We start from the raw sequence: 17715 nt of genomic DNA, 5'->3' as shown, positions 1-17715 counted from the left end.
TCGACCCAGCTACCTGATCGGAGCGCCGTAGTGATGAGACGACACTACTACGACTTCTTCGGATCGGTGCTGCTAGAGGTTCGCGGAGATGGCGGGCGCTCCACTCAGCAGTTCTACACGATGTTCGACCACTTCGAGGTCGAAGACCCGGGACGCGAGCCGGACGTCGTGGTCGAGCGGACGACGGAGGAGCCGGAGCTCGACGCGGTCCTCGGCGACCCCTCCGACCACTACGGCTGGACCGGCGATCGGTTCGTCGTTCGGAGCGGCTCGAACTTCATGGCGGTCGAACCGGGGTGGGACCACATCTACGTGTCGCCGAACTGGGAGCCGTTCAAGGCGACGTATCCCGTCGAGTTCCGGATCAGACAGGAGCTCGCGAAGGAGGGGCGGGCGCTCGTTCACGCGTCCGGAATCGAGCTGAACGGGGAGACGACGCTGTTCCCCGCCTGGCGCGGCGGCGGGAAGACGAACACCCTCCTCTCGCTGTTGCGGGAGGGAGCGGGGTACCTCTCCGACGATCGCCTGTGGGTCGGCACGGACGGAACCGCTCTCGGCTACCCGCTGTCGGTGAATCTCCAGCCGTACAACATCCGATCGTTCCCCGAGATCGAGGTCGAACACGACGACGTCCAGGACAAGATCCGCGACGAGGTGAGCCAGTTCATCGAGGTGAACGTGAACGCGGGCGACAGCGTCGTTCATAAGGGTATCAGCTTCCTCAGCGAGAGGTTCCTCGCAGAGCAGGGCCGGGAGTTCACGGACGTCTCGGAGATATTTCCGCGCTCGGAACACGTCCCGGAGTCGACGGTGGACAACGTCGTCGCTCTCAGGGCGGCGCCGAACGAGGACCACGTCTCGGTCGAGGAACTGTCGGCCGAGCGGATGGTGACGGAGGTCAACGCGATCAGCTACTACGAGTGGAACGAGCTCCTCGAGGAGTACTTCCTGGCGTACGACGCGCTCTGTCCCGGACCCTCCTTCGCCGACCAGCTGGAGGAGGTGGTCGAGGCCGAGGAGGACGCGTTCCGGCAGCTGTTCGAGGAGGTCGACACCTATCAGGCGTGGATTCCGCGCACCGCGGACTGGAACGCGGAGGGGATCGACCGCGAGATCGTCGAGCGTATCGAATCCCTCCCCGATCGGAAGCAGGCCCACACCGCCGACTGACGGACTCGAACGGAACTGACGAGGGATCTCGTCTCGCCGCGGCCGTCGTCTCGGACGACCGAACGCCTCCCGAGCCGCGGCTATCGCGTCCGGCGTCCGAAACGGAGGAACCCGTACAGCAGCGCGCCGGCGGCGAGGACGCTCGTCACGCCGAATCCCGGCACCTCCGACTGGGTGACGCCGGGACCCTCGGTAGACGAGTCGCTCGTCGCTCCGGAGTCGCCCGCTGTCGTGCCAGAGTCGCCCGTCGTTCCGTCGGAGCTGTCCGCCGCCCCGTTCTTTCCGTCGGCGTCGCCAACCGTCCCGTTCGTCGCGTCGGAGCCCTCGGCCGTGCCGTCCGCATCTCCGTCCGATCCGGCCGAGGTACCGTTCGCGGGGTCGGCCGCGGCGTCCGTCCGGGACGAATTCCCCGCCGAAACGACGACCCAGCCGAGGCGTGACGGAGCGGCGGTGAGCGTCACGGTCGCCTCGTCCGAACCGTCGACCGCCGCGTCGACCCCTACCCACTGTCCGGTCGCCTCGTCGTAGCGCTCGATCCGCAGGCCGTCGACGCTCTGATCGGACGCGTCGACCGCGCTCCGATTGAGCGCGAGGACCAGCTCCGCCGGCGCGTCCTCGGACCCGTCCGGCGCGCCGAACTCGATCACGGTGAGGACGTCGTCGGCGTCGCCCCTGGAGTCTGCGAGGTCGGTCGGAAGCCGTTCGAACTCCGTCGTGACGTACTCGCCGGAGACGGCCGCCTCGAACAGGAGTTCGACGCGCTCGATCGTCGGGCTGATCCCGTCGAACGTCGTCACGATAGACGCCTCGCCGTTCATCGATGCGGTGTGAGCGGCGACGCGCGGGGGACCTTCGGGCGCCTCGTCGTTCTCATCGGCACCGGCGCTTCCCCCGCTCGTCCCCCCACCGCTCGCTCCGCCGCCCGGACTCCCGCCGCCGTTGCCTCCGTCGTCATCGCCGCCGTCGTTATCGCCATCGTTTCCTGACCCGCCGTCGCCGCCGTCGCCACCGTCGCTGCCGTCGCCACCGTCGCTGCCGTCGCCACCGTCGCTACCGTCACTACCATCGTCACCGCCGTCACCGCCGTCGCCACCGTCGCTACCGTCACTACCATCGTCACCGCCGTCACCACCATCGCTGCCGCCGCTACCATCGTCACCGCCGTCACCACCATCGCCGCCGTCACTACCGTCGCCACCGTCGCTCCCCTCTCCGCCGTCACCGCTCGAATCGGATTCGACGATGACGGTCAGATCGCCGTACCCGTCGATGCCCAGCTCCCGGGCCGCGTCGTCTGCGAGTTTCGTATCGGACTCCGCGAACGCGAGCGTCGTCTCGTTCCCGGCGCCGCCGACGAGTTCTAGCGTCACCGTCGCGAGCCGCGGATCGGTGGCGTTCGAGGACCGGTACTGGTTGAACGCGACCCAGCCGCTCTCGTTGTCGACGTTGGCGACGGGGTCGTCGAAGTCGTCGGTCCCCGACACCGACACGATCCGCACGACGTCGGGGTCGAAGGTGAGATTGGCCTGGTAGGCGCTCACGTTCGACGCGTTCGCGCCGACCGTCACCGCGACCGTCTCGCCGGGGGCGGCTTCGACCGCGCTCCCGCCCGATCCGTCGGTGACCGCGACCGACGACCCGTCCGCGTCGACGACGCCGACGGTGGCGCCCGAGAGGGCCGCTCCGAGGAGCAGCGCCGTCGTCACGACGACGACGGTCGCGTGGCGCAGACCGCCGACGCCGATTCGTCGGGTCATCGTCCTCCCGTCTCGTCGACTATCTCGACGACGTCCGTGATGTCGATCTCACCGTCGTCGTCCATGTCCGCGGCCTCGCGGTCGATGTCGACGTCCTCGTTTGCGACGTGTCGCTGGGCGAGATCGACATCGGCATCGTCTACGTCGCCGTCGCCGTCCGCGTCGCCGGGGAGTGGTTCGTTCGGTTCGTCCCCGCCGTCTCCGCCGTCGCCGGTGCCGTCACCGCCATCGCTGCCGTCGCCGGTGCCGTCCTCGCTATCGTCATCGCCGCCGTCGCCGGGTTCAAACGTCACGGTTAGCTGCGGCGGCGCGTCGCCCTCGGCGGTCGAGAAGTCCCACCCATCGTCGCCGAGGGGAAGGATCGCCCACCCGTGGTTGGGCTCGCCGCCGACCCACTCCCGGACGCTGGCCGTGACGTCGATTTCTGTCGGCCCCTCCGAGACGGCCTCCGCCTTCGCTTCGGGGTCCGCGGTCGCGTCGGAGCCGTCGGCGCTGACGCCGCCGCCGAACGATTCCCAGGTGTCGCTCTCGCTCCACTCTCTGAGCAGTCGGTGTACCGCACCGCCGCTCCCCTCGTCTACGGTCTCGACGGTCAGCGTGGCCGAGTTCACGGTCGCGTTCGGCGGGACCTGTCCGTCCCCATCGCCGATCACGCCGTCGAACCGGACGAGCGCCTGCGCGCGATTATCCGAGTCCTGCGGTTCCTTGGTGTCGACCGTCACGGTCGAGGCGTCGCCGTATCCGGTCTGGGGGTTCGCTTCGCGGAGGTTAGTGTCGCTCGTCCCTTCGTAGCCGTCGGCGCCCTGCTCGAAGGAGAAGCGCTCGGTGGGATCCGTCGACGACTCCTGTGCGAACCGCTCGTCGAAGTCGAGATCGAAGGCGAACTCGCTGTTGTCGTCGGTCTCGTACTCGTCTTTATACGTATTGTACGTGCTGACGCTGATCCGATCCGGGTCACCGCTCCCCGGCTCGAACGAGATCCGCCTGAGTAAACTGAACCCCGATCCGTCCCTCTTTTGGTAGTTCGCGAGCATCTCGTAGACGTCCTCTCCGGCGTCGTTCTCGGACACCTGGTGGTACTCGCCGCTCGTCTGCGGATCCGCGTCCTGATTCAAGTTCTCGTGGAAGTGGCCGCTGAGAACCATGAACACCTGGGAGTTCGGGGCGACGAGCCTCCGCCACACCTGTTCGCCCGAGTTCCCGTCCCCGTTCTCCTCCTCGATGAACCGCGCTCGTCCCGGATTCGACTCGTCGCCGCCCTCCCTGTCGCCGTCGGTCAGGTACGCGTGAGTCGTGAGAACGGCCGGTCGCTCGGGGAACCGGTCGAGCACGTCTCGTGCCCACTCGAGCGTCTCGTCGCGCGGCTCCCACTCTAACGCGAGGTGGAGGAAGTCGTACCCGCCCGCCGAGAACAGCTGGTAGGAGTTCGCCTCCTCGTCACTGGGGCCGGTCCCGCCGAACCAGTCATACCCATCGAACCGCGACGCGCCGAAGTAGTCGACGTAGTTGTCGAGCCCGGAGCTTCGATTCCGCGTGTCGGCGTAGTCGTGGTTGCCCGGCAGCGTGCTGTACGGGACCACGCCGTCCAGCGTCGCCATCGCGTCGTCCATTCGGTCCCACTGCTCCGTCTGGTCGCCCTCGTGGACGACGTCGCCCTCGTGGCTGACGAAGGCGATGTTCTCGGCGTCGGCGTTCTCGGCGATCCAGTCGGTCTGGTCGACGGCGAACCGGTACCGGCGCTCGTTGTTCGCGTAGTACTGCGTGTCCGGGAGCGCGACTATCGTCCACGAATCGGACGCGGCGCTCGACGCTCTGCTCGACGCGCCTGCGAGGAGCGGTGCTGCCGCCCCCGCACCGACGGCCCTGAGAACCGAGCGCCTGGACACGCTCGCGAACTCCGTGGGACCCGTGGGAGCCGCCTCGACCGGCTCTGGGTCGTGATCGGAAGACATTGAACTGAAACCTTGGAGGAGGAACGCGGTTCGCTTGTAAAATTATAGACCGATTTATATGTATATGCGAGATTATTACGATGTTAGCACCGCCCCTCCGACCGCGAGTCCCGTCGTCGGTTGGCAGCGGGTCCGTCTCCTCCGAGCGACGCCAGGTCTCATCTCGTCCCCGTCGCCGAGATCGGCACGTCCACCTCGTTAACAGCCACATACTATTGGCTGGTTCCTCAGTACGACGTTCCAATGGCAATGAGAGCCGCGGTCATCGGTACCGGCGCGGACACCGACGAACCCGACCGCACCGGCTACGCGATGGCGTATCGGCACGCGCCGGGGTACCAGCGACTCGACGGGGTCGAGCTGGTGGCGTGCGCGGACATCGTCCGAGAGAACGCCGAGTCGTTCGCCCAGTCGTTCGGCATCCGGCCCGAGCATGTGTACGAGGACTACGAGGCGATGCTCGCCGGCGCGGAGCCCGACCTCGTGAGCGTCTGCGTCCCTCCCGCGCTCCACGCGCAGATCGTCGTCGACTGCGCCGAGAGCGGCGTCCCGCTCGCGATCCACTGCGAGAAGCCGATGGCGACGACGTGGGGGGACTGCCGCCGGATGGTGGAGGTGTGCGACCGCGAGGGCGTGCAGCTCTCGATCAACCACCAGCGTCGCTTCGGGGCCCCGTTCACGCGGGCGAAGTCGCTGCTCGACGACGGGACCGTCGGCGACCTCGAGCGGATCGAGTTCGGCGAGGTGAATCTCTTCGACGCCGGCACCCACCAGTTCGATCTCGCCGGCTACTTCGCCGACTGGTCGCCCGTCGAGTGGGTGTTGGCTGGCGCCGACTTCAGCGAGGAGAACGAGTGGTTCGGAACGCGGAACGAGAGCCAGGGGCTCGCGCAGTGGTACACCGAAAGCGGCGTCCGCGGCATCGCCTCGACGGGCGAGGGACCGGGCATGGGTCCCGAGTTCACCGGGTGTTACATGCGACTGATCGGCGAGGACGGCGCGATCGAGCTCGGCGTCGAGGGCGGGCCCCCGCTCAGATACCGAACAGACGGCGGGTGGAACGCGGTCGACACCGATGAGAGCATTCACCGCCCGCAGCCCGGGAAACTCCGCGTGGGGCTCGGGAAAGTCGCCGAACGGAGCCCGTTCGGTGACAAGCGTGCGTTCCTCCCCACCTCGTTCGTCGAACGGGCCATCGAGGACGTCGTCGACGCGCTCCGAGAGGACCGGGAACCGGCGACTAGCGGCGATCGGTCGCTGTACGCGGCGGAGCTGCCGTTCGCGTCCTGGGAGTCGGTCAGGCGGCGCGGTCGCGTGGCGCTCCCGCTGGAGATCGACGGCAACCCCCTCGAGGCGCTCGTCGAATCTCAGGAACGAGACGGCGAGGGTGACGGCGGCGAGACCACCGGGGCGGAAACCGACGACCAGACCGCGACGTCGGCGAACGAGTGAGGTCGTCGGATCGGCCCCGACCCGCTCCGTCCGTTAGCTCGCTGCTACCGCTCCGTTTTTACGCAGCATAACAAAACGTCACTGTCCTAACGTTCCAACGAGATGTACAGCCACGCAGGCGACGAGATCGGGGTCACGACATGAGCTCGTCGGACGACGACGGGAACGGTACGGCGGACGGCGACGTCGGGTCGGGCGGCAACGGGGACGTCGCGTCGAACGCGACGCTCGGAACCGGGGACGGAGCCGAGCCGGTCATCGGGACCGACGCGACGATTCGTTCGGACTCGGTGATCTACGACGACGTGGTCGTCGGCGACGGGTTCCAAACCGGACACGGCGTGCTCGTCCGCGAGGAGACCGAGATCGGCGACGACGTGCTCGTCGGGACGCAGACGGTCATCGACGGGTACTCCACCGTCGGATCCGGCGTCAGCCTCCAGAGCCAGGTGTACGTGCCGTCGAACACGACGATCGGCGACGACGTCTTCGTCGGTCCGGGCGCCGTGTTGACGAACGATCCGTTTCCGGTCCGTCAGGACGTGGAGCTGACCGGGCCGACGATCGAGGACCACGCCTCTATCGGCGCGAACGCGACCGTGCTTCCCGGGGTCACCGTCGGCCGCGGCGCGTTCGTCGCCGCGGGCGCGGTCGTCACGAAGGACGTCCCGCCGGAGACGCTCGCCGTCGGCTGTCCTGCGACGATCGAGCCCCTCCCCGACGAACTGAGCGGGGACAACCGGATCCGGGACGAACCGGGGTCCGATAGCCGATGATACCCAGCGCGAATCCGTCGCTCGGCGCCGAGGAGAAACGCCGCGTCGAGGCGGTGATCGACTCCGGGATGTTGGCGGAGGGCGAGGTCGTCGAGGAGTTCCAGTCGGAGTTCGCCGACTACTGCGGCGCCGACCGCGGAATCGCGACCGCGAACGGGACCGCGGCCCTCCACGCCGGGCTCGTTGGCCTCGGCGTCGGGGAGGGGGACCGGGTGCTCACGACGCCGTTCAGCTTCGTCGCGACGGCCAACGCGGCGCGGCTGGCCGGGGCCGAGGTGGACTTCGTCGACGTCGACCCGCGGACGTACAACATCGATCCGGACGCGCTCGAAGCGCGGCTCCGGGACGGCGAGCCGGTCGACGCCGTCATCGCGGTCCACCTGTACGGGCTCCCCGCGGACGTCGGTAGGCTCGGCGAGCTCGCCGACGAGTACGACTTCCGGCTCCTCGAGGACGCGGCGCAGGCGCACGGCGCGCGCTACGAGGGCGAGCGCGTCGGGAGCTTCGGGGACGCGGCCTGCTTCTCGTTTTACCCGACGAAGAACATGACGACCGGGGAGGGCGGGATGATCCTCACCGACGATGAGGCGGTCGCCGAGCGGGCGCGCCGGTTCGTCGACCACGGTCGAACGACCGGATACGAACACGCGTCGGTCGGTCACAACTTCCGGATGACGAACCTCGCGGCGGCGATCGGCCGCGCCCAGCTCGACCGCCTGCCGGAGTTCACTCGGGCGAGGCGGGAGAACGCGGCCGGACTGACCGACCGGCTCGCCGACGTCCCCGGCGTCGTCACGCCGCTCGAACCGGACGGGTACGAGCACGTGTACCACCAGTACACGGTTCGGGTTCCGGACCGCGACGCGCTCCGGGATCACCTCGAGAGCCGCGACGTCGGGTCGGGTGTGTACTACCCGATCCCGATCCACGAACAGCCGGCGTACGAGGGCGTCTCGGGGTCGTATCCGGTCGCGGAGAGCTGTGCGGAGGAGGTGCTGTCGCTCCCCGTTCACCCCGAGCTCGACGAGGCGGACCTCGACAGGATCGCCGAGGCGACCGCGGGGGCGATCGTATGACGGCCGACGACGGTGGCGACGTCGATGTCGGCGTCATCGGCGTCGGCGCGATGGGCCGGAACCACGCGCGAGTGTACGCTGAGCTCCCCGGCGCGCACCTCGTCGGGATCGCCGACGCGGACGCCGACCGCGCCGCCGACGTCGCGGCCGAGATCGGCACGACGTCGCACGCGACAGGCGCGCTGCTCGACCGGGTCGACGCGGTGTCGATCGCCGTCCCGACGGAGTATCACGCGGACCTCGCCCGCGACTGCATCGACGCGGGGGTCCACGCGCTCGTCGAGAAGCCGTTCGTGACCTCGGTCGCGGAGGGACGGGACCTGATCGAGCGGGCGGAGGCGGCGGACGTGCTCGTCCAGGCCGGCCACATCGAGCGGTTCAACCCGGCGGTGGCGGAGCTGACTCGGATCGTCGACGGCGTGTCGCCGATCGCCGTCGACGCCCGCCGCCTCGGGCCGCCGAGCGACGACGGGCGGTCGCTGGACGAGAACGTCGTCCACGACCTGATGATACACGACCTCGACATCGTCCGGTCGCTCGTCTCCGGGGACGTCGCCCGGATAAACGCCCTCCGGACCGACGACGGGCAGCACGCGACCGCGCAGCTCCGGTTCGGCGACGGCACCATCGCCACGCTCACCGCCAGCCGCGTGACCCAGCAGAAGGTCCGCGACATCACGATCACGGCCGAGGAGTGTTACATCGAGCTCGACTACCTCACGCAGACGATCGAGATCCACCGCCAGTCCCGCCCGGAGTACATGGAGATCGGGGGGAACATCCGCTACCACCATGAGGGGATCACGGAGCGCCCGATGGTCCAGTCGGGCGAGCCGCTGCGATACGAACTCGAGTCGTTCGTCGAGTCGGTCGCGGAGCACGCGACGCCGCGGATCACGGCCGAGGACGGGCTCCGCGCGGTGGAGCTCGCCGACGCCGTCCTCGAGCGCGCGGACGCGACCGAGGGGCCTCGAACCGACGCCAGACACGCGGTTCCGTCGGACCGATGACCCGGCCGCCGACGAAGCCGGAGCCGCTGTACGACGCCGCCCGCAGCGACGAGGAACTGCGCGCGCTCGTCGACGGGCGGGGCGCGTCAGTCGCGGTGTACGGGCTCGGAAAGATGGGGCTCCCGCTGGCGACCGCGTTCGCCGATCGGGTCGGCGACGTGGTCGGCGTCGACGTCGACGAGTCGGTCGTCGAGTCGGTCAACCGCGGCGACTGTCACATCGACGGGGAGCCGGAGCTACCCGACCTGGTGGCCGAAACCGTCGGGGACGGCGCGCTCCGCGCGACGACCGACGCCCGGGCGGCGGCGGAACGGGCGACCGCCCACGTCGTCATCGTTCCGACGCCCATCACTGAGGCGAACGAACCGGACCTCTCCATCTTCGATACGGTCGTCGACTCGGTTGCCTCCGGGCTCTCGCCCGGCGACGCGGTGTTCGTCGAGTGCACCGTTCCCCCGGGGACGTGCCGCGACCGGCTCGTCCCGACGCTCGTCGAGCGGAGCGGGCTCGCCCCCGACGAGTTCGGCGCCGCGTTCTGCCCGGAGCGCACGTCGAGCGGCCGGGCGCTCGAGGACATCACCGGCGCGTACCCGAAGATCGTCGGCGGCGTCGACGCGGAGAGCGCCCGCGTGGCCGAGGCCGTCTACGAGCGCGTCACCGACAACGACGTCATCCGCGTCTCCGACGCGACGACGGCCGAGGCGGTCAAGCTGTTCGAGGGGCTCTACCGCGACGTCAACATCGCCCTCGCGAACGAGCTCGGGACCCTGGCGGACGACCTCGGGGTCGACGTGCGGGAGTCGGCTGACGCGGCCAACACGCAGCCGTTCTGTCACATCCACAGCCCCGGCCCCGGCGTCGGCGGCCACTGCATCCCGTGGTACCCGTACTTCGTGATGAGCCGGGTGGACACGCCGACGCCACTGCTCCGGACCGCGAGGGAAGTGAACGACTCGATGCCGGCGTTCACCGCGGGGATCGTTGAGCGCGAGCTCGCCGAGCGAGGGAAACCGATCGACGGATCGCGGGTGCTGGTCCTCGGCGTCACGTACCGTCCGGGCGTCAAGGAGACGCGCGCGACGCCCGCCGGACCGCTCGTCGCCGACCTGAAGCGGCGCGGCGCGGACACGTTCGCGACGGATCCCATGCTCGACGACGAGACGATCGCCTCGTTCGGCGCGGAACCGGTCGCGCTGGCCGAGGTCGGCCGCTCCGACCCGGACGCCGTCGTCGTCGTCACCCCCCACGAGGCCTTCGACGCGGTCGAGTGGGACGGCTTCGAGGACGTCGTCGTGGTCGACGGCCGGGATGCGCTCGGCGACGTCGGCCACCCGACGTACACCATCGGATCCGGGCGGACCTGATCTGTGAGCGCCGAAACGATCGCGGTGTCGACGGAGCCGCGTCGCGTCTAACGCCGCGGACCGACCTCGTCACCGAACGAGAGGGCGTGCCGCGTTTCCGTAGGCCTTCCATAACTTTGCCGTCTGCACGTCGTTGGAGCGATATGAACTACAGGAGCGTCGCGGACCTCAATGCCGACACGCGTCGGCTCGCGCGCGCGAGCGCGACCGACGCCGACCTGATCGTCGGAATCCCGAGAAGCGGTCTGCTGGTTGCGAACCTGTTGTGTCTCTACCTCGACGTTCCGATGACGGACGTCGACGGGCTCTGTGAGGGCGATCTCATTGACACGGGAGACCGGTACGATGGGGACCGTACGATCCGCGACGTCGACTCCGTGCTCGTCGTGGACGACTCCGTGAGATCGGGCGGACAGATGACGGAAACGCGGGAGCGACTCGAAGCGCACGATTTCCCGTTCGACGTCTCGTACGGCGCCATCTACGTCTCTCCGTGGGGACACGAGTACGTCGATCACTGGGTCGAGGTCGTTCCCACCCCTCGCGTCTTCGAGTGGAACGTGATGCATCATCCGATGTTGCAGTACTCGTGCGTGGATATCGACGGCGTGCTCTGTCGAGACCCGACTCCCGAGGAGAACGACGACGGGGAACGGTATCGCGAGTTCCTCGCCGACGTCGAGCCGAACGTCGTCCCGAACCAACGGATCGGACACCTCGTCACGAGCAGACTGGAACAGTACCGGCCCGAAACCGAGCGCTGGTTGGACGAACACGGGATCCGGTACGACTCGCTCGTGATGATGGACCTGCCGAGCAAACGAGCCAGGCAGGAGCGGGGAAACCACGCGCGGCACAAGGCGGACGCGTACGACTCGACCGACGCGCCGCTCTTCATCGAGAGCGACCCCCGGCAGGCCGCTGCGATCAGCCGGCGGACCGGCAAGCCGGTGTTCTGTTACGAGACTCAGGAGATGGTCCGACCCGGTCACGCGAAACGCACGTACCGAACGGCCGAGAGAGCCGTTTCGAAGTTCAAAGAGGACCCGGTGGCGTTCCCGGTGAGTGCCGGTAAGTTCCTCTACTATCGCGGCTACCACTTGGTCTCGAAGCTGCTTCCGTAGGGCGAGATTCCTCGACGGCACCGTCTCGCTCCACGCACTTCGGTCGAAGGGCGGCTCGCCGCTCTCAGAGATAGCCGAGGTCGGTGAGCTGCTGTTCCATCGCGGCGGAGTACGTCGCCTCGGCTTCCCCCGCTTCCGGCGTGGTCATGTCCAGAAGCCGTGCCTCTAGGCGCTCGTCGAGCTCGTCGCGGACCGCCGGATACTCGTCGCCCACCTCCGTCTCCTCGTCCGGAAGTCTGAACAGCTCCGCCTTCTCGGACCCCTTCACGTATTTGAACTCGTCCGTGCGGAACGCCGTCATCGGCGTCTCGTGGTACCGGGAGGTGTCGAACTCCGGGTCTGCCTCCAGGTACTCGTCGAAGTGCGGGATCCCCCGCTGGCTGATCGCGCCGTCGGGGGTGGCGTCTCGTAGATCGACACCGCTGAACTGGTCGTGAGAGACCCCGAGCCGCTCCGCGAGGGTCCGCGTGACGTCGATGTGCTGGACGACCTTGTCTCGCGCGTGCTCCAGTCCCCCGATCCCGGAGACGACCATCGGCACGTTCGTCAAATGGTCGTCGAGGACGAGGTTGTGGCCGAGCACGCCCTGCTCGCCGAACAGGTCGCCGTGGTCGCCGGTGACGACGAAGACGGTCTCACCGTCGGTCAGCTCTTGTACGTGATCGTACAGCGCCCCGACGAACTCGTCCGCGTACGCTATCTCGGCGTCGTACATCGCTTCGAGCGCCTCCCACTCGTCCTCGGAGAAGGGGCACCCGTCGACGATGCGCTGGATCATCCGGTCCCGGCTCGCGTACGTCTCCAGCGACAGCTCCAGCGCCTCGCTCGTCGAGAAATCGATCTCGTCGGTGAACCGATCGATCCACTTCCGCGGCGGCGCGTACGGGAGGTGCGGGTTCGGACAGTGCGTGTAGAGGAAGAAGGGGTCGTCGTCGGCCGCGAACTCGTCGAGCCATCCCTTCAGGACCTCGCGCATGATGTACGTCTGGTTGTGCCGCCGCACGTTGAGCGAGAATCCGGGGCCGTACTCCCAGGCGCGCAAGAGGTACTTTAACGCCGCCGTCCGCGTTTCCGGTTCGTGAAACGCGCGACGGAGCAAGGCGTGGTGATATCTCTCAAACCCCCGATCGAGCCCCGTCGCCTCGCTGAGATAGGCGTTCGGCGTGAAACACGCGGTCTGGTACCCCCGATCTCGTAGCAGTTCGGGAAGGGTGGCTATCTCCGGCGGGAGCGGCTCCTTCGCCTTCCCGTCGTACCCGACTCGGTGTTCGAACAGATACGTCCCCGTGAGGATGGAGGCGCTCGACGCCGGTGTCCACATCGACTGCGAGAAGCAGTGCTGAAACGCTGTCCCATCGGGCTCTGACGCGATCCGCTCAAGGTTCGGGGTCGTCTCGCGGTCGTACCCACATACCGACGAGTTCGCCGCTCTGACGCTCTCGAGGGTTATCCAGACGACGTTAACCCGATCTGCACTCATGAGGTGTACTCGCTCGAACAGCGGCATAACTATCCACAGAATAACGCTGGATACCCCGCAGCGCCTCCTTCACCGAACCGGTCGATGTCCGCTCGTTCGTTGGACGAAATCCGCGGCCGTCCCGCGATTCGAACGGACTCGCGGGATCTCAGATCGGCCCCGACTGGTGCGTGTCCGCAGCGCCGCTCGTTCTCGACCGTCGGCGGCCCGTGCGCGGCGAACGGGTCGGGGCTACTTCCCCGCGGTGACGGATCGCCGGCGAAGCACCTGCCACACGGGTCTGACGCCGGGCGCGCCGTCGACGAGCCACCAGACGAAGACGGCGCTCGCCAGGCCGAGGTCGACCAACACCGTCCCCTCGAGCTGCGCGTTCAGCAGGTACTGAACGATCCCGATCGACGGCCCGGACCCAGTCTCCACCTCGAAGAACGGCCACAGGAGGAACGCGAGGTCGTGGAACCGGCCGTCGATCAGAGGCCGGATCGAATCGCCGAGGAGATGCGAGTAGTAGCCGAGGGCGAACGGCCACCCCCGCAGATCGTATCGCCTGCAGAGCGCGACCGCGGCGACGACGATGAGCGTGCCGACGAGGACCGAGTGGCCGAGCGATCGACCGCTCGGGAGGATGTTAAGCGTCCACGCGAGCGGCTTGTCGATGAGGTCCGGCACCTGCGAGCCGAGCGCCACGAGTGCGACGCCGGGCCACGCCGGACGTCGGCGATACCAGAGGTGCACGACCGACGAGTGAAGCAGGTACGCGAACGCGAGGTGTCCCCAGGGCCACACGACTCCTTATCGGACCCTCCGTCGTATTTATTTGTCGGTTTTGAAACTGGTGATGAGGGTGGTTAAACACCGTATAACTGATTCGAACGGTTCGAAAACGAGATCGCTCCGATATTTATGTGATAACGCCGATATAACTATGCAGCCCGATTGCTCGGGTGAGGGTGCACGGCAGCACCGTCGCCTCGGAGAGTGTCGAACCGCGCAGACGGCCACCTCTTTCGCACCCCGCTCCCGGCGAATCCGAGGCGACTACTCAAATGCCCGGCCCGCCATGGACGCGTATGAGTAGCGATCCGGAGTCCGAAGCCCCGGCGAAAGGAGACGAGTACGCCCTCCCGAACGGGTCCACGGAGATCGTGTTCCACGTCGAGGGTGGCCACGTCCTCACGGTTCGCGAGTACGAGAGCGTCGACGCGTTCGAGGAGAGCGTCTCTCGCGGGCGATACATGGGAACGCGAGAGGACGTCCTCTCGATCCCGGATCCCGAGGAGTTCGCCGATCCCGAGTCGACGCCCGGCGGCGAGGAGTAGCGGCGGAGGCGAGGCGGGGAGAGAACGCGACGAGATCGGTGCTCAGGCCTGGTGCCACACGTCGACGGTGCGGTGCGCGTACCCCTTGCCGACGACGTCGAGCCGTCCGTCGCCGTCGAGGTCGACCAGTTTCGCCTCGTGCGTCGGCACGCCGCTCGCGACCACCTCCGAGTCGAACGTTCCGTCGCCTCGGTTCCAGAAGACGAACTGCCTCGGCTCGTGTCCCTCCTCTAACCCCATTTCGGCGACGAAGATGTCGAGGTCGCCGTCTTCGTTCAGGTCCGCCACTTGGAGCGAGTGCGGGTTCGACATGTCGTCGTGCAGTACCGTCAGCTCCCAGTCCGGCGGGTCGAAGACCCCGAGTCGCGCGCGGCGGTCGCCCTGATACGGGAGGTCTCCCTCCGTCACGACGAGCTCCTTCTCGCCGTCGCCGTCGACGTCGGCGGCGACGATCCGGGTCCACTCCCACCCCTCGGCGACGACCTCGCGGTCCCACGTGCCGTCGTCGCGCCGGTGGAACACGTTCGTACCGGCGACGATCTCCGTGCGTCCGTCGCCGTCGATGTCGAGGACCTGCACGCCCTCGACGTCCAGGTTCTCGGCGACGAGGTGGCGGTTGGTGACGGGCCACGGCTCCAAGGTCGGATCGTCGGGAACGTCGTAGTAGAAGACGGTCTCGCTCTCCTGTGAGAGCGCGAGCACCTCGAGCTCTCCGTCGTCGTCCACGTCGGCGACGGCCACGTCGTGGTACTTCTCGAAGTCGTCGGTGATGAGCCGGCGCGTCCACCGACTGCGCGGGTCCGCCCCCTGTTCGAACCAGTAGAGCTCGTGTTCGTTGAGGTTCTGCCCGGTGACGAGCTCGACGCGGCCGTCGCCGTCGACGTCGCCGAGCGCGGCGCCGACCGACAGCTCCGGCGACTTCGCGACCTCGTGTCGCTCCCAGCCGGGGTTCTCGTACCAGAAGACGTTCCACTCGAGTCGGTTGATGATCTCGCGGGTGCCGACGAGCTTCCCGAGGAAGATTCGTTTGTCGATTATCGGAATGGTGACGGGGGCTTTCCTCCCGACCGCACCGACGATGACGTCTGGGCGACCGTTTCCCGTGAGGTCGGAAGTGAGACAGAAACTCATTCGAGCGGTCGGCGGACTGTCGTCGATACACTCGTGTTCGAGCCGTAACCGTCGCTCGTCCTGCAGTGACATACCCGACCGGTGCGTCGGTGCGGGTATTGTAACGCAGTTGTTAATGGTTCACGGTCGGTTCCGGCGTGCGTTCCACACCACCTTACCGACGTTTGCGGGCGGCTACGACGCCAGTTTGCGGAAGATCATCTCGAAGTTGTCGGTGACCGTCCACTTGGTCGCGAACTCGAGCGCCAGCACCAGCGCGCCGTAAATGACGGCCCCGGTGGGAATGAGGAGGACGAGGTTCACGAGGGAGCCGAACGGCGAGACCCCTGCGAGATACCAGACGGCGACTCCCATCGGAACGCTCGCGACCAGGGGGTAGACGAACTCGTAGTATATCTCGCGCATCGGCATGTCAATCATGTCTGACATGATGTACATGTCGAGCGGGAGCATCGGGAAGACGAATATCCCCGTGACCGTGAGGGCCGTTCCCACGATGCCGAACGCGTTGGTCATCGGGTAGATGAAGACGGCGATCAGCGCGACGCGGAGCGCGGACAGCTTCGTGATGAGGTCCGGACGGCCGAGGGCGTGCCAGACCGGTCCGACCGTCTTGGCGAGCGCGCGCATGAGCCCGTAGAACGCGAGGACCTGCATGGCCGGAACCGCGGGCATCCAGTCCTCGCCGAACACCGTCATGACGAAATCGGGCGCTATCGCGGCGATACCGATCGCCGCTGGGAACGAGACGAGCGCGGTGAACCGGAGCGTCTTGGAGAACGCGCTCCGAAGCTCCTCCGCGTCCGACTGCAGCTTCGAGTAGGCGGGGAACATCACGCTCGTGAGCACCTGCGACAGCTCCGTCGCCGGGGCGTTCGAGAACCGGTAGGTGTACTGGTAGTACGCCAGCGCCGTGGGGGTCAGGAGCCAGCCGACGAAGGCGTCGTCGCCCTGGCTGTACAGAAAGTACAGTATCGACGATCCCGTGAGCCACTTCCCGTAGTCGACGAGTTCCTTGGCGACGTCGAGGTCGAACGACGGGAACGGACGGTAGTCGTGCATCGCGTACGAGACGACGAGTTTGGTGACGTCGGCCGCGAGGAACCCGACCACGAACGCCCACGCGGTCGGCTCGATCAACGCGTACCCGACGCCCGCGACGAACTGAGCGGTGTCTCCACCGATCTTGTAGGCGAACTGCTTGTGGAAGTCGAGGTTCTTCTGGAAGTAGACGATACCGGGGTTCCGGAACCCGAGGAGGAGCGGCGAGAGACCGATGGCCTGTATCAGCCGCACCGCTCGCGGCTCTTCGAAGAACCACCCGCCGACGAAGGGGGCGATCGCGAAGAGGATCGCGGCGATGAGGATCCCCCTCCCGATCTCCAGCATCCACGTCGTGTTGAGGTGGCTGTCGACGTTCTCCTCCGCCTTCTGGATCAGCGCCTTGTTCAGTCCGATGGTGGTGAAGTTCTGAGTCGCGCTCAGCGTCAGCATCGCGATCCCCACGAGCCCGAGTTCGGCCGGGCCGACGAGCCGAGCGAGAACCGCGAGCAGTCCCAGCTGGAGCGCTCGGCCGACGACGTTCTGACTCATCAGCCAGGCCGCGCTCTTAACGGTGCGTTCGGCGGTTCCGCCGCCCGGCTTCATCCGCCTGATCAGCGCGAGCAGTCGGTCGAGCGGACTCATCGGTGACGTTCGAAGACAGGAGCCGTCCCGGCCGATAATAGTATATTATTTGATAGACGCGTCTGTCTCATCGGACCGTATTGAACGGTCATCGGCACAATGTAATGGCTTTCCTAACGGCGATGCGGCGATAAGGATCCCTCAACCCCGATCCTCGATCGGACGCTTTCCCCCGACACCGAGCGTTGGGCCGTCCGGACTGCCGGCCGGGACTCTCCACGGCCTCCGGCCGAAGCCCGCCGGCGTCGGTTAAGAGCCGATGAACTATCCGCCCGCTAGCCGACCGCTCGGGTAATGCGAAACGAACGCGGCGTCACGTCGACCGTTCGATCGATTCGGCGCCGAACGGCCGCCGTCCGCGTCGGTTCGGGGACTTCCGGTGTCGACGCGGCCCTCACCGGCGTCGGTCGGCGCGCTT

At 67.4% G+C, this 17715-nt stretch carries 14 protein-coding genes; 8 read left to right on the top strand and 6 right to left on the bottom strand.

Annotated elements, in window-relative coordinates; all coding sequences use genetic code 11:
• Window positions 1-33 precede the first annotated feature (33 nt).
• The gene (locus FGM06_RS04625; RefSeq protein WP_144797970.1) at window positions 34-1170 is read left to right on the top strand and encodes a hypothetical protein; all 1137 of its coding nucleotides are present in this window, start codon (window positions 34-36) and stop codon (window positions 1168-1170) included.
• A gap of 80 nt (window positions 1171-1250) precedes the next feature.
• Here the strand turns inward: FGM06_RS04625 and FGM06_RS04620 are convergent, their stop codons facing one another.
• Together FGM06_RS04620 and FGM06_RS04615 are read right to left on the bottom strand one after the other, a co-directional pair.
• The gene (locus tag FGM06_RS04620) at window positions 1251-2927 is read right to left on the bottom strand and encodes a cohesin domain-containing protein (RefSeq protein ID WP_144797969.1); all 1677 of its coding nucleotides are present in this window, start codon (window positions 2925-2927) and stop codon (window positions 1251-1253) included.
• Window positions 2924-4813 carry a DNRLRE domain-containing protein gene (locus FGM06_RS04615; protein WP_206668666.1) on the bottom strand — a complete coding sequence of 630 codons (1890 nt, stop codon included), beginning with the start codon at window positions 4811-4813 and terminating at the stop codon, window positions 2924-2926. Before FGM06_RS04615 ends, FGM06_RS04620 begins: the two co-directional genes overlap by 4 nt.
• Before the next feature lie 309 nt (window positions 4814-5122).
• Between FGM06_RS04615 and FGM06_RS04610 the strand changes: the two genes are divergently transcribed.
• The 6 genes from FGM06_RS04610 (at window position 5123) to FGM06_RS04585 (ending at window position 11681) form a co-directional block, all read left to right on the top strand.
• On the top strand, window positions 5123-6331 hold the full coding sequence (locus FGM06_RS04610) for a Gfo/Idh/MocA family protein (RefSeq protein ID WP_321167640.1): 1209 nt from the start codon (window positions 5123-5125) through the stop codon (window positions 6329-6331).
• Window positions 6332-6471: 140 nt separating this feature from the next.
• A complete protein-coding gene (locus tag FGM06_RS04605; protein ID WP_144797967.1) occupies window positions 6472-7107 on the top strand; it encodes an acyltransferase in 636 nt (211 codons plus the stop codon).
• A complete protein-coding gene (locus FGM06_RS04600) occupies window positions 7104-8183 on the top strand; it encodes a DegT/DnrJ/EryC1/StrS family aminotransferase (RefSeq protein WP_144797966.1) in 1080 nt (359 codons plus the stop codon). The genes FGM06_RS04605 and FGM06_RS04600 overlap by 4 nt, the downstream gene beginning before the upstream one ends.
• Window positions 8180-9193: a Gfo/Idh/MocA family protein gene (locus FGM06_RS04595; protein ID WP_144797965.1), complete on the top strand. Its 1014-nt coding sequence runs from the start codon at window positions 8180-8182 to the stop codon at window positions 9191-9193. Before FGM06_RS04600 ends, FGM06_RS04595 begins: the two co-directional genes overlap by 4 nt.
• A complete protein-coding gene (locus tag FGM06_RS04590) occupies window positions 9190-10557 on the top strand; it encodes a nucleotide sugar dehydrogenase (protein ID WP_144797964.1) in 1368 nt (455 codons plus the stop codon). The genes FGM06_RS04595 and FGM06_RS04590 overlap by 4 nt, the downstream gene beginning before the upstream one ends.
• Before the next feature lie 143 nt (window positions 10558-10700).
• A complete protein-coding gene (locus FGM06_RS04585) occupies window positions 10701-11681 on the top strand; it encodes a phosphoribosyltransferase family protein (protein WP_144797963.1) in 981 nt (326 codons plus the stop codon).
• 64 nt (window positions 11682-11745) lie between these two features.
• Here FGM06_RS04585 and FGM06_RS04580 read toward each other — a convergent pair whose 3' ends face one another.
• Together FGM06_RS04580 and FGM06_RS04575 are read right to left on the bottom strand one after the other, a co-directional pair.
• Window positions 11746-13161, bottom strand: a complete 1416-nt coding sequence (locus tag FGM06_RS04580) for a sulfatase (RefSeq protein WP_186310964.1) — start codon at window positions 13159-13161, stop codon at window positions 11746-11748.
• A 231-nt stretch (window positions 13162-13392) separates the two neighbouring features.
• Window positions 13393-13947 (bottom strand): metal-dependent hydrolase, encoded by a 555-nt coding sequence (locus FGM06_RS04575; protein WP_144797961.1) that lies wholly within the window; start codon window positions 13945-13947, stop codon window positions 13393-13395.
• A gap of 284 nt (window positions 13948-14231) precedes the next feature.
• Here FGM06_RS04575 and FGM06_RS04570 point away from each other — a divergent pair, with 284 nt between their 5' ends.
• Complete coding sequence (locus FGM06_RS04570; protein ID WP_144797960.1) at window positions 14232-14480, top strand: hypothetical protein; 249 nt, start codon at window positions 14232-14234, stop codon at window positions 14478-14480.
• A 42-nt stretch (window positions 14481-14522) separates the two neighbouring features.
• Here the strand turns inward: FGM06_RS04570 and FGM06_RS04565 are convergent, their stop codons facing one another.
• Both FGM06_RS04565 and FGM06_RS04560 read right to left on the bottom strand, forming a co-directional pair.
• Window positions 14523-15611, bottom strand: coding sequence for an FG-GAP repeat domain-containing protein (locus FGM06_RS04565; RefSeq protein ID WP_144797959.1), 1089 nt, complete (start codon window positions 15609-15611; stop codon window positions 14523-14525).
• A 174-nt stretch (window positions 15612-15785) separates the two neighbouring features.
• The gene (locus FGM06_RS04560; RefSeq protein ID WP_144797958.1) at window positions 15786-17297 is read right to left on the bottom strand and encodes a lipopolysaccharide biosynthesis protein; all 1512 of its coding nucleotides are present in this window, start codon (window positions 17295-17297) and stop codon (window positions 15786-15788) included.
• Between the last annotated feature and the right edge of the window lie 418 nt (window positions 17298-17715).

Source organism: Halorubrum depositum (genome assembly GCF_007671725.1).
In the GTDB taxonomy this organism is placed as follows: domain Archaea; phylum Halobacteriota; class Halobacteria; order Halobacteriales; family Haloferacaceae; genus Halorubrum; species Halorubrum depositum.
The sequence above is the reverse complement of the archived record's forward strand: the minus strand, read 5'-3'. Positions and strand labels throughout refer to the sequence as shown.

Excerpts from the sequence above, each read along its gene's own strand:
- FGM06_RS04625 (WP_144797970.1), top strand. The coding sequence starts at position 34 with ATGAGACGACACTACTACGACTTCTTCGGATCGGTGCTGCTAGAGGTT.
- FGM06_RS04620 (WP_144797969.1), bottom strand. The coding sequence starts at position 2,927 with ATGACCCGACGAATCGGCGTCGGCGGTCTGCGCCACGCGACCGTCGTC.
- FGM06_RS04610 (WP_321167640.1), top strand. The coding sequence starts at position 5,123 with ATGGCAATGAGAGCCGCGGTCATCGGTACCGGCGCGGACACCGACGAA.
- FGM06_RS04605 (WP_144797967.1), top strand. The coding sequence starts at position 6,472 with ATGAGCTCGTCGGACGACGACGGGAACGGTACGGCGGACGGCGACGTC.
- FGM06_RS04600 (WP_144797966.1), top strand. The coding sequence starts at position 7,104 with ATGATACCCAGCGCGAATCCGTCGCTCGGCGCCGAGGAGAAACGCCGC.
- FGM06_RS04595 (WP_144797965.1), top strand. The coding sequence starts at position 8,180 with ATGACGGCCGACGACGGTGGCGACGTCGATGTCGGCGTCATCGGCGTC.
- FGM06_RS04590 (WP_144797964.1), top strand. The coding sequence starts at position 9,190 with ATGACCCGGCCGCCGACGAAGCCGGAGCCGCTGTACGACGCCGCCCGC.
- FGM06_RS04585 (WP_144797963.1), top strand. The coding sequence starts at position 10,701 with ATGAACTACAGGAGCGTCGCGGACCTCAATGCCGACACGCGTCGGCTC.
- FGM06_RS04580 (WP_186310964.1), bottom strand. The coding sequence starts at position 13,161 with ATGAGTGCAGATCGGGTTAACGTCGTCTGGATAACCCTCGAGAGCGTC.
- FGM06_RS04570 (WP_144797960.1), top strand. The coding sequence starts at position 14,232 with ATGAGTAGCGATCCGGAGTCCGAAGCCCCGGCGAAAGGAGACGAGTAC.
- FGM06_RS04565 (WP_144797959.1), bottom strand. The coding sequence starts at position 15,611 with ATGAGTTTCTGTCTCACTTCCGACCTCACGGGAAACGGTCGCCCAGAC.
- FGM06_RS04560 (WP_144797958.1), bottom strand. The coding sequence starts at position 17,297 with ATGAGTCCGCTCGACCGACTGCTCGCGCTGATCAGGCGGATGAAGCCG.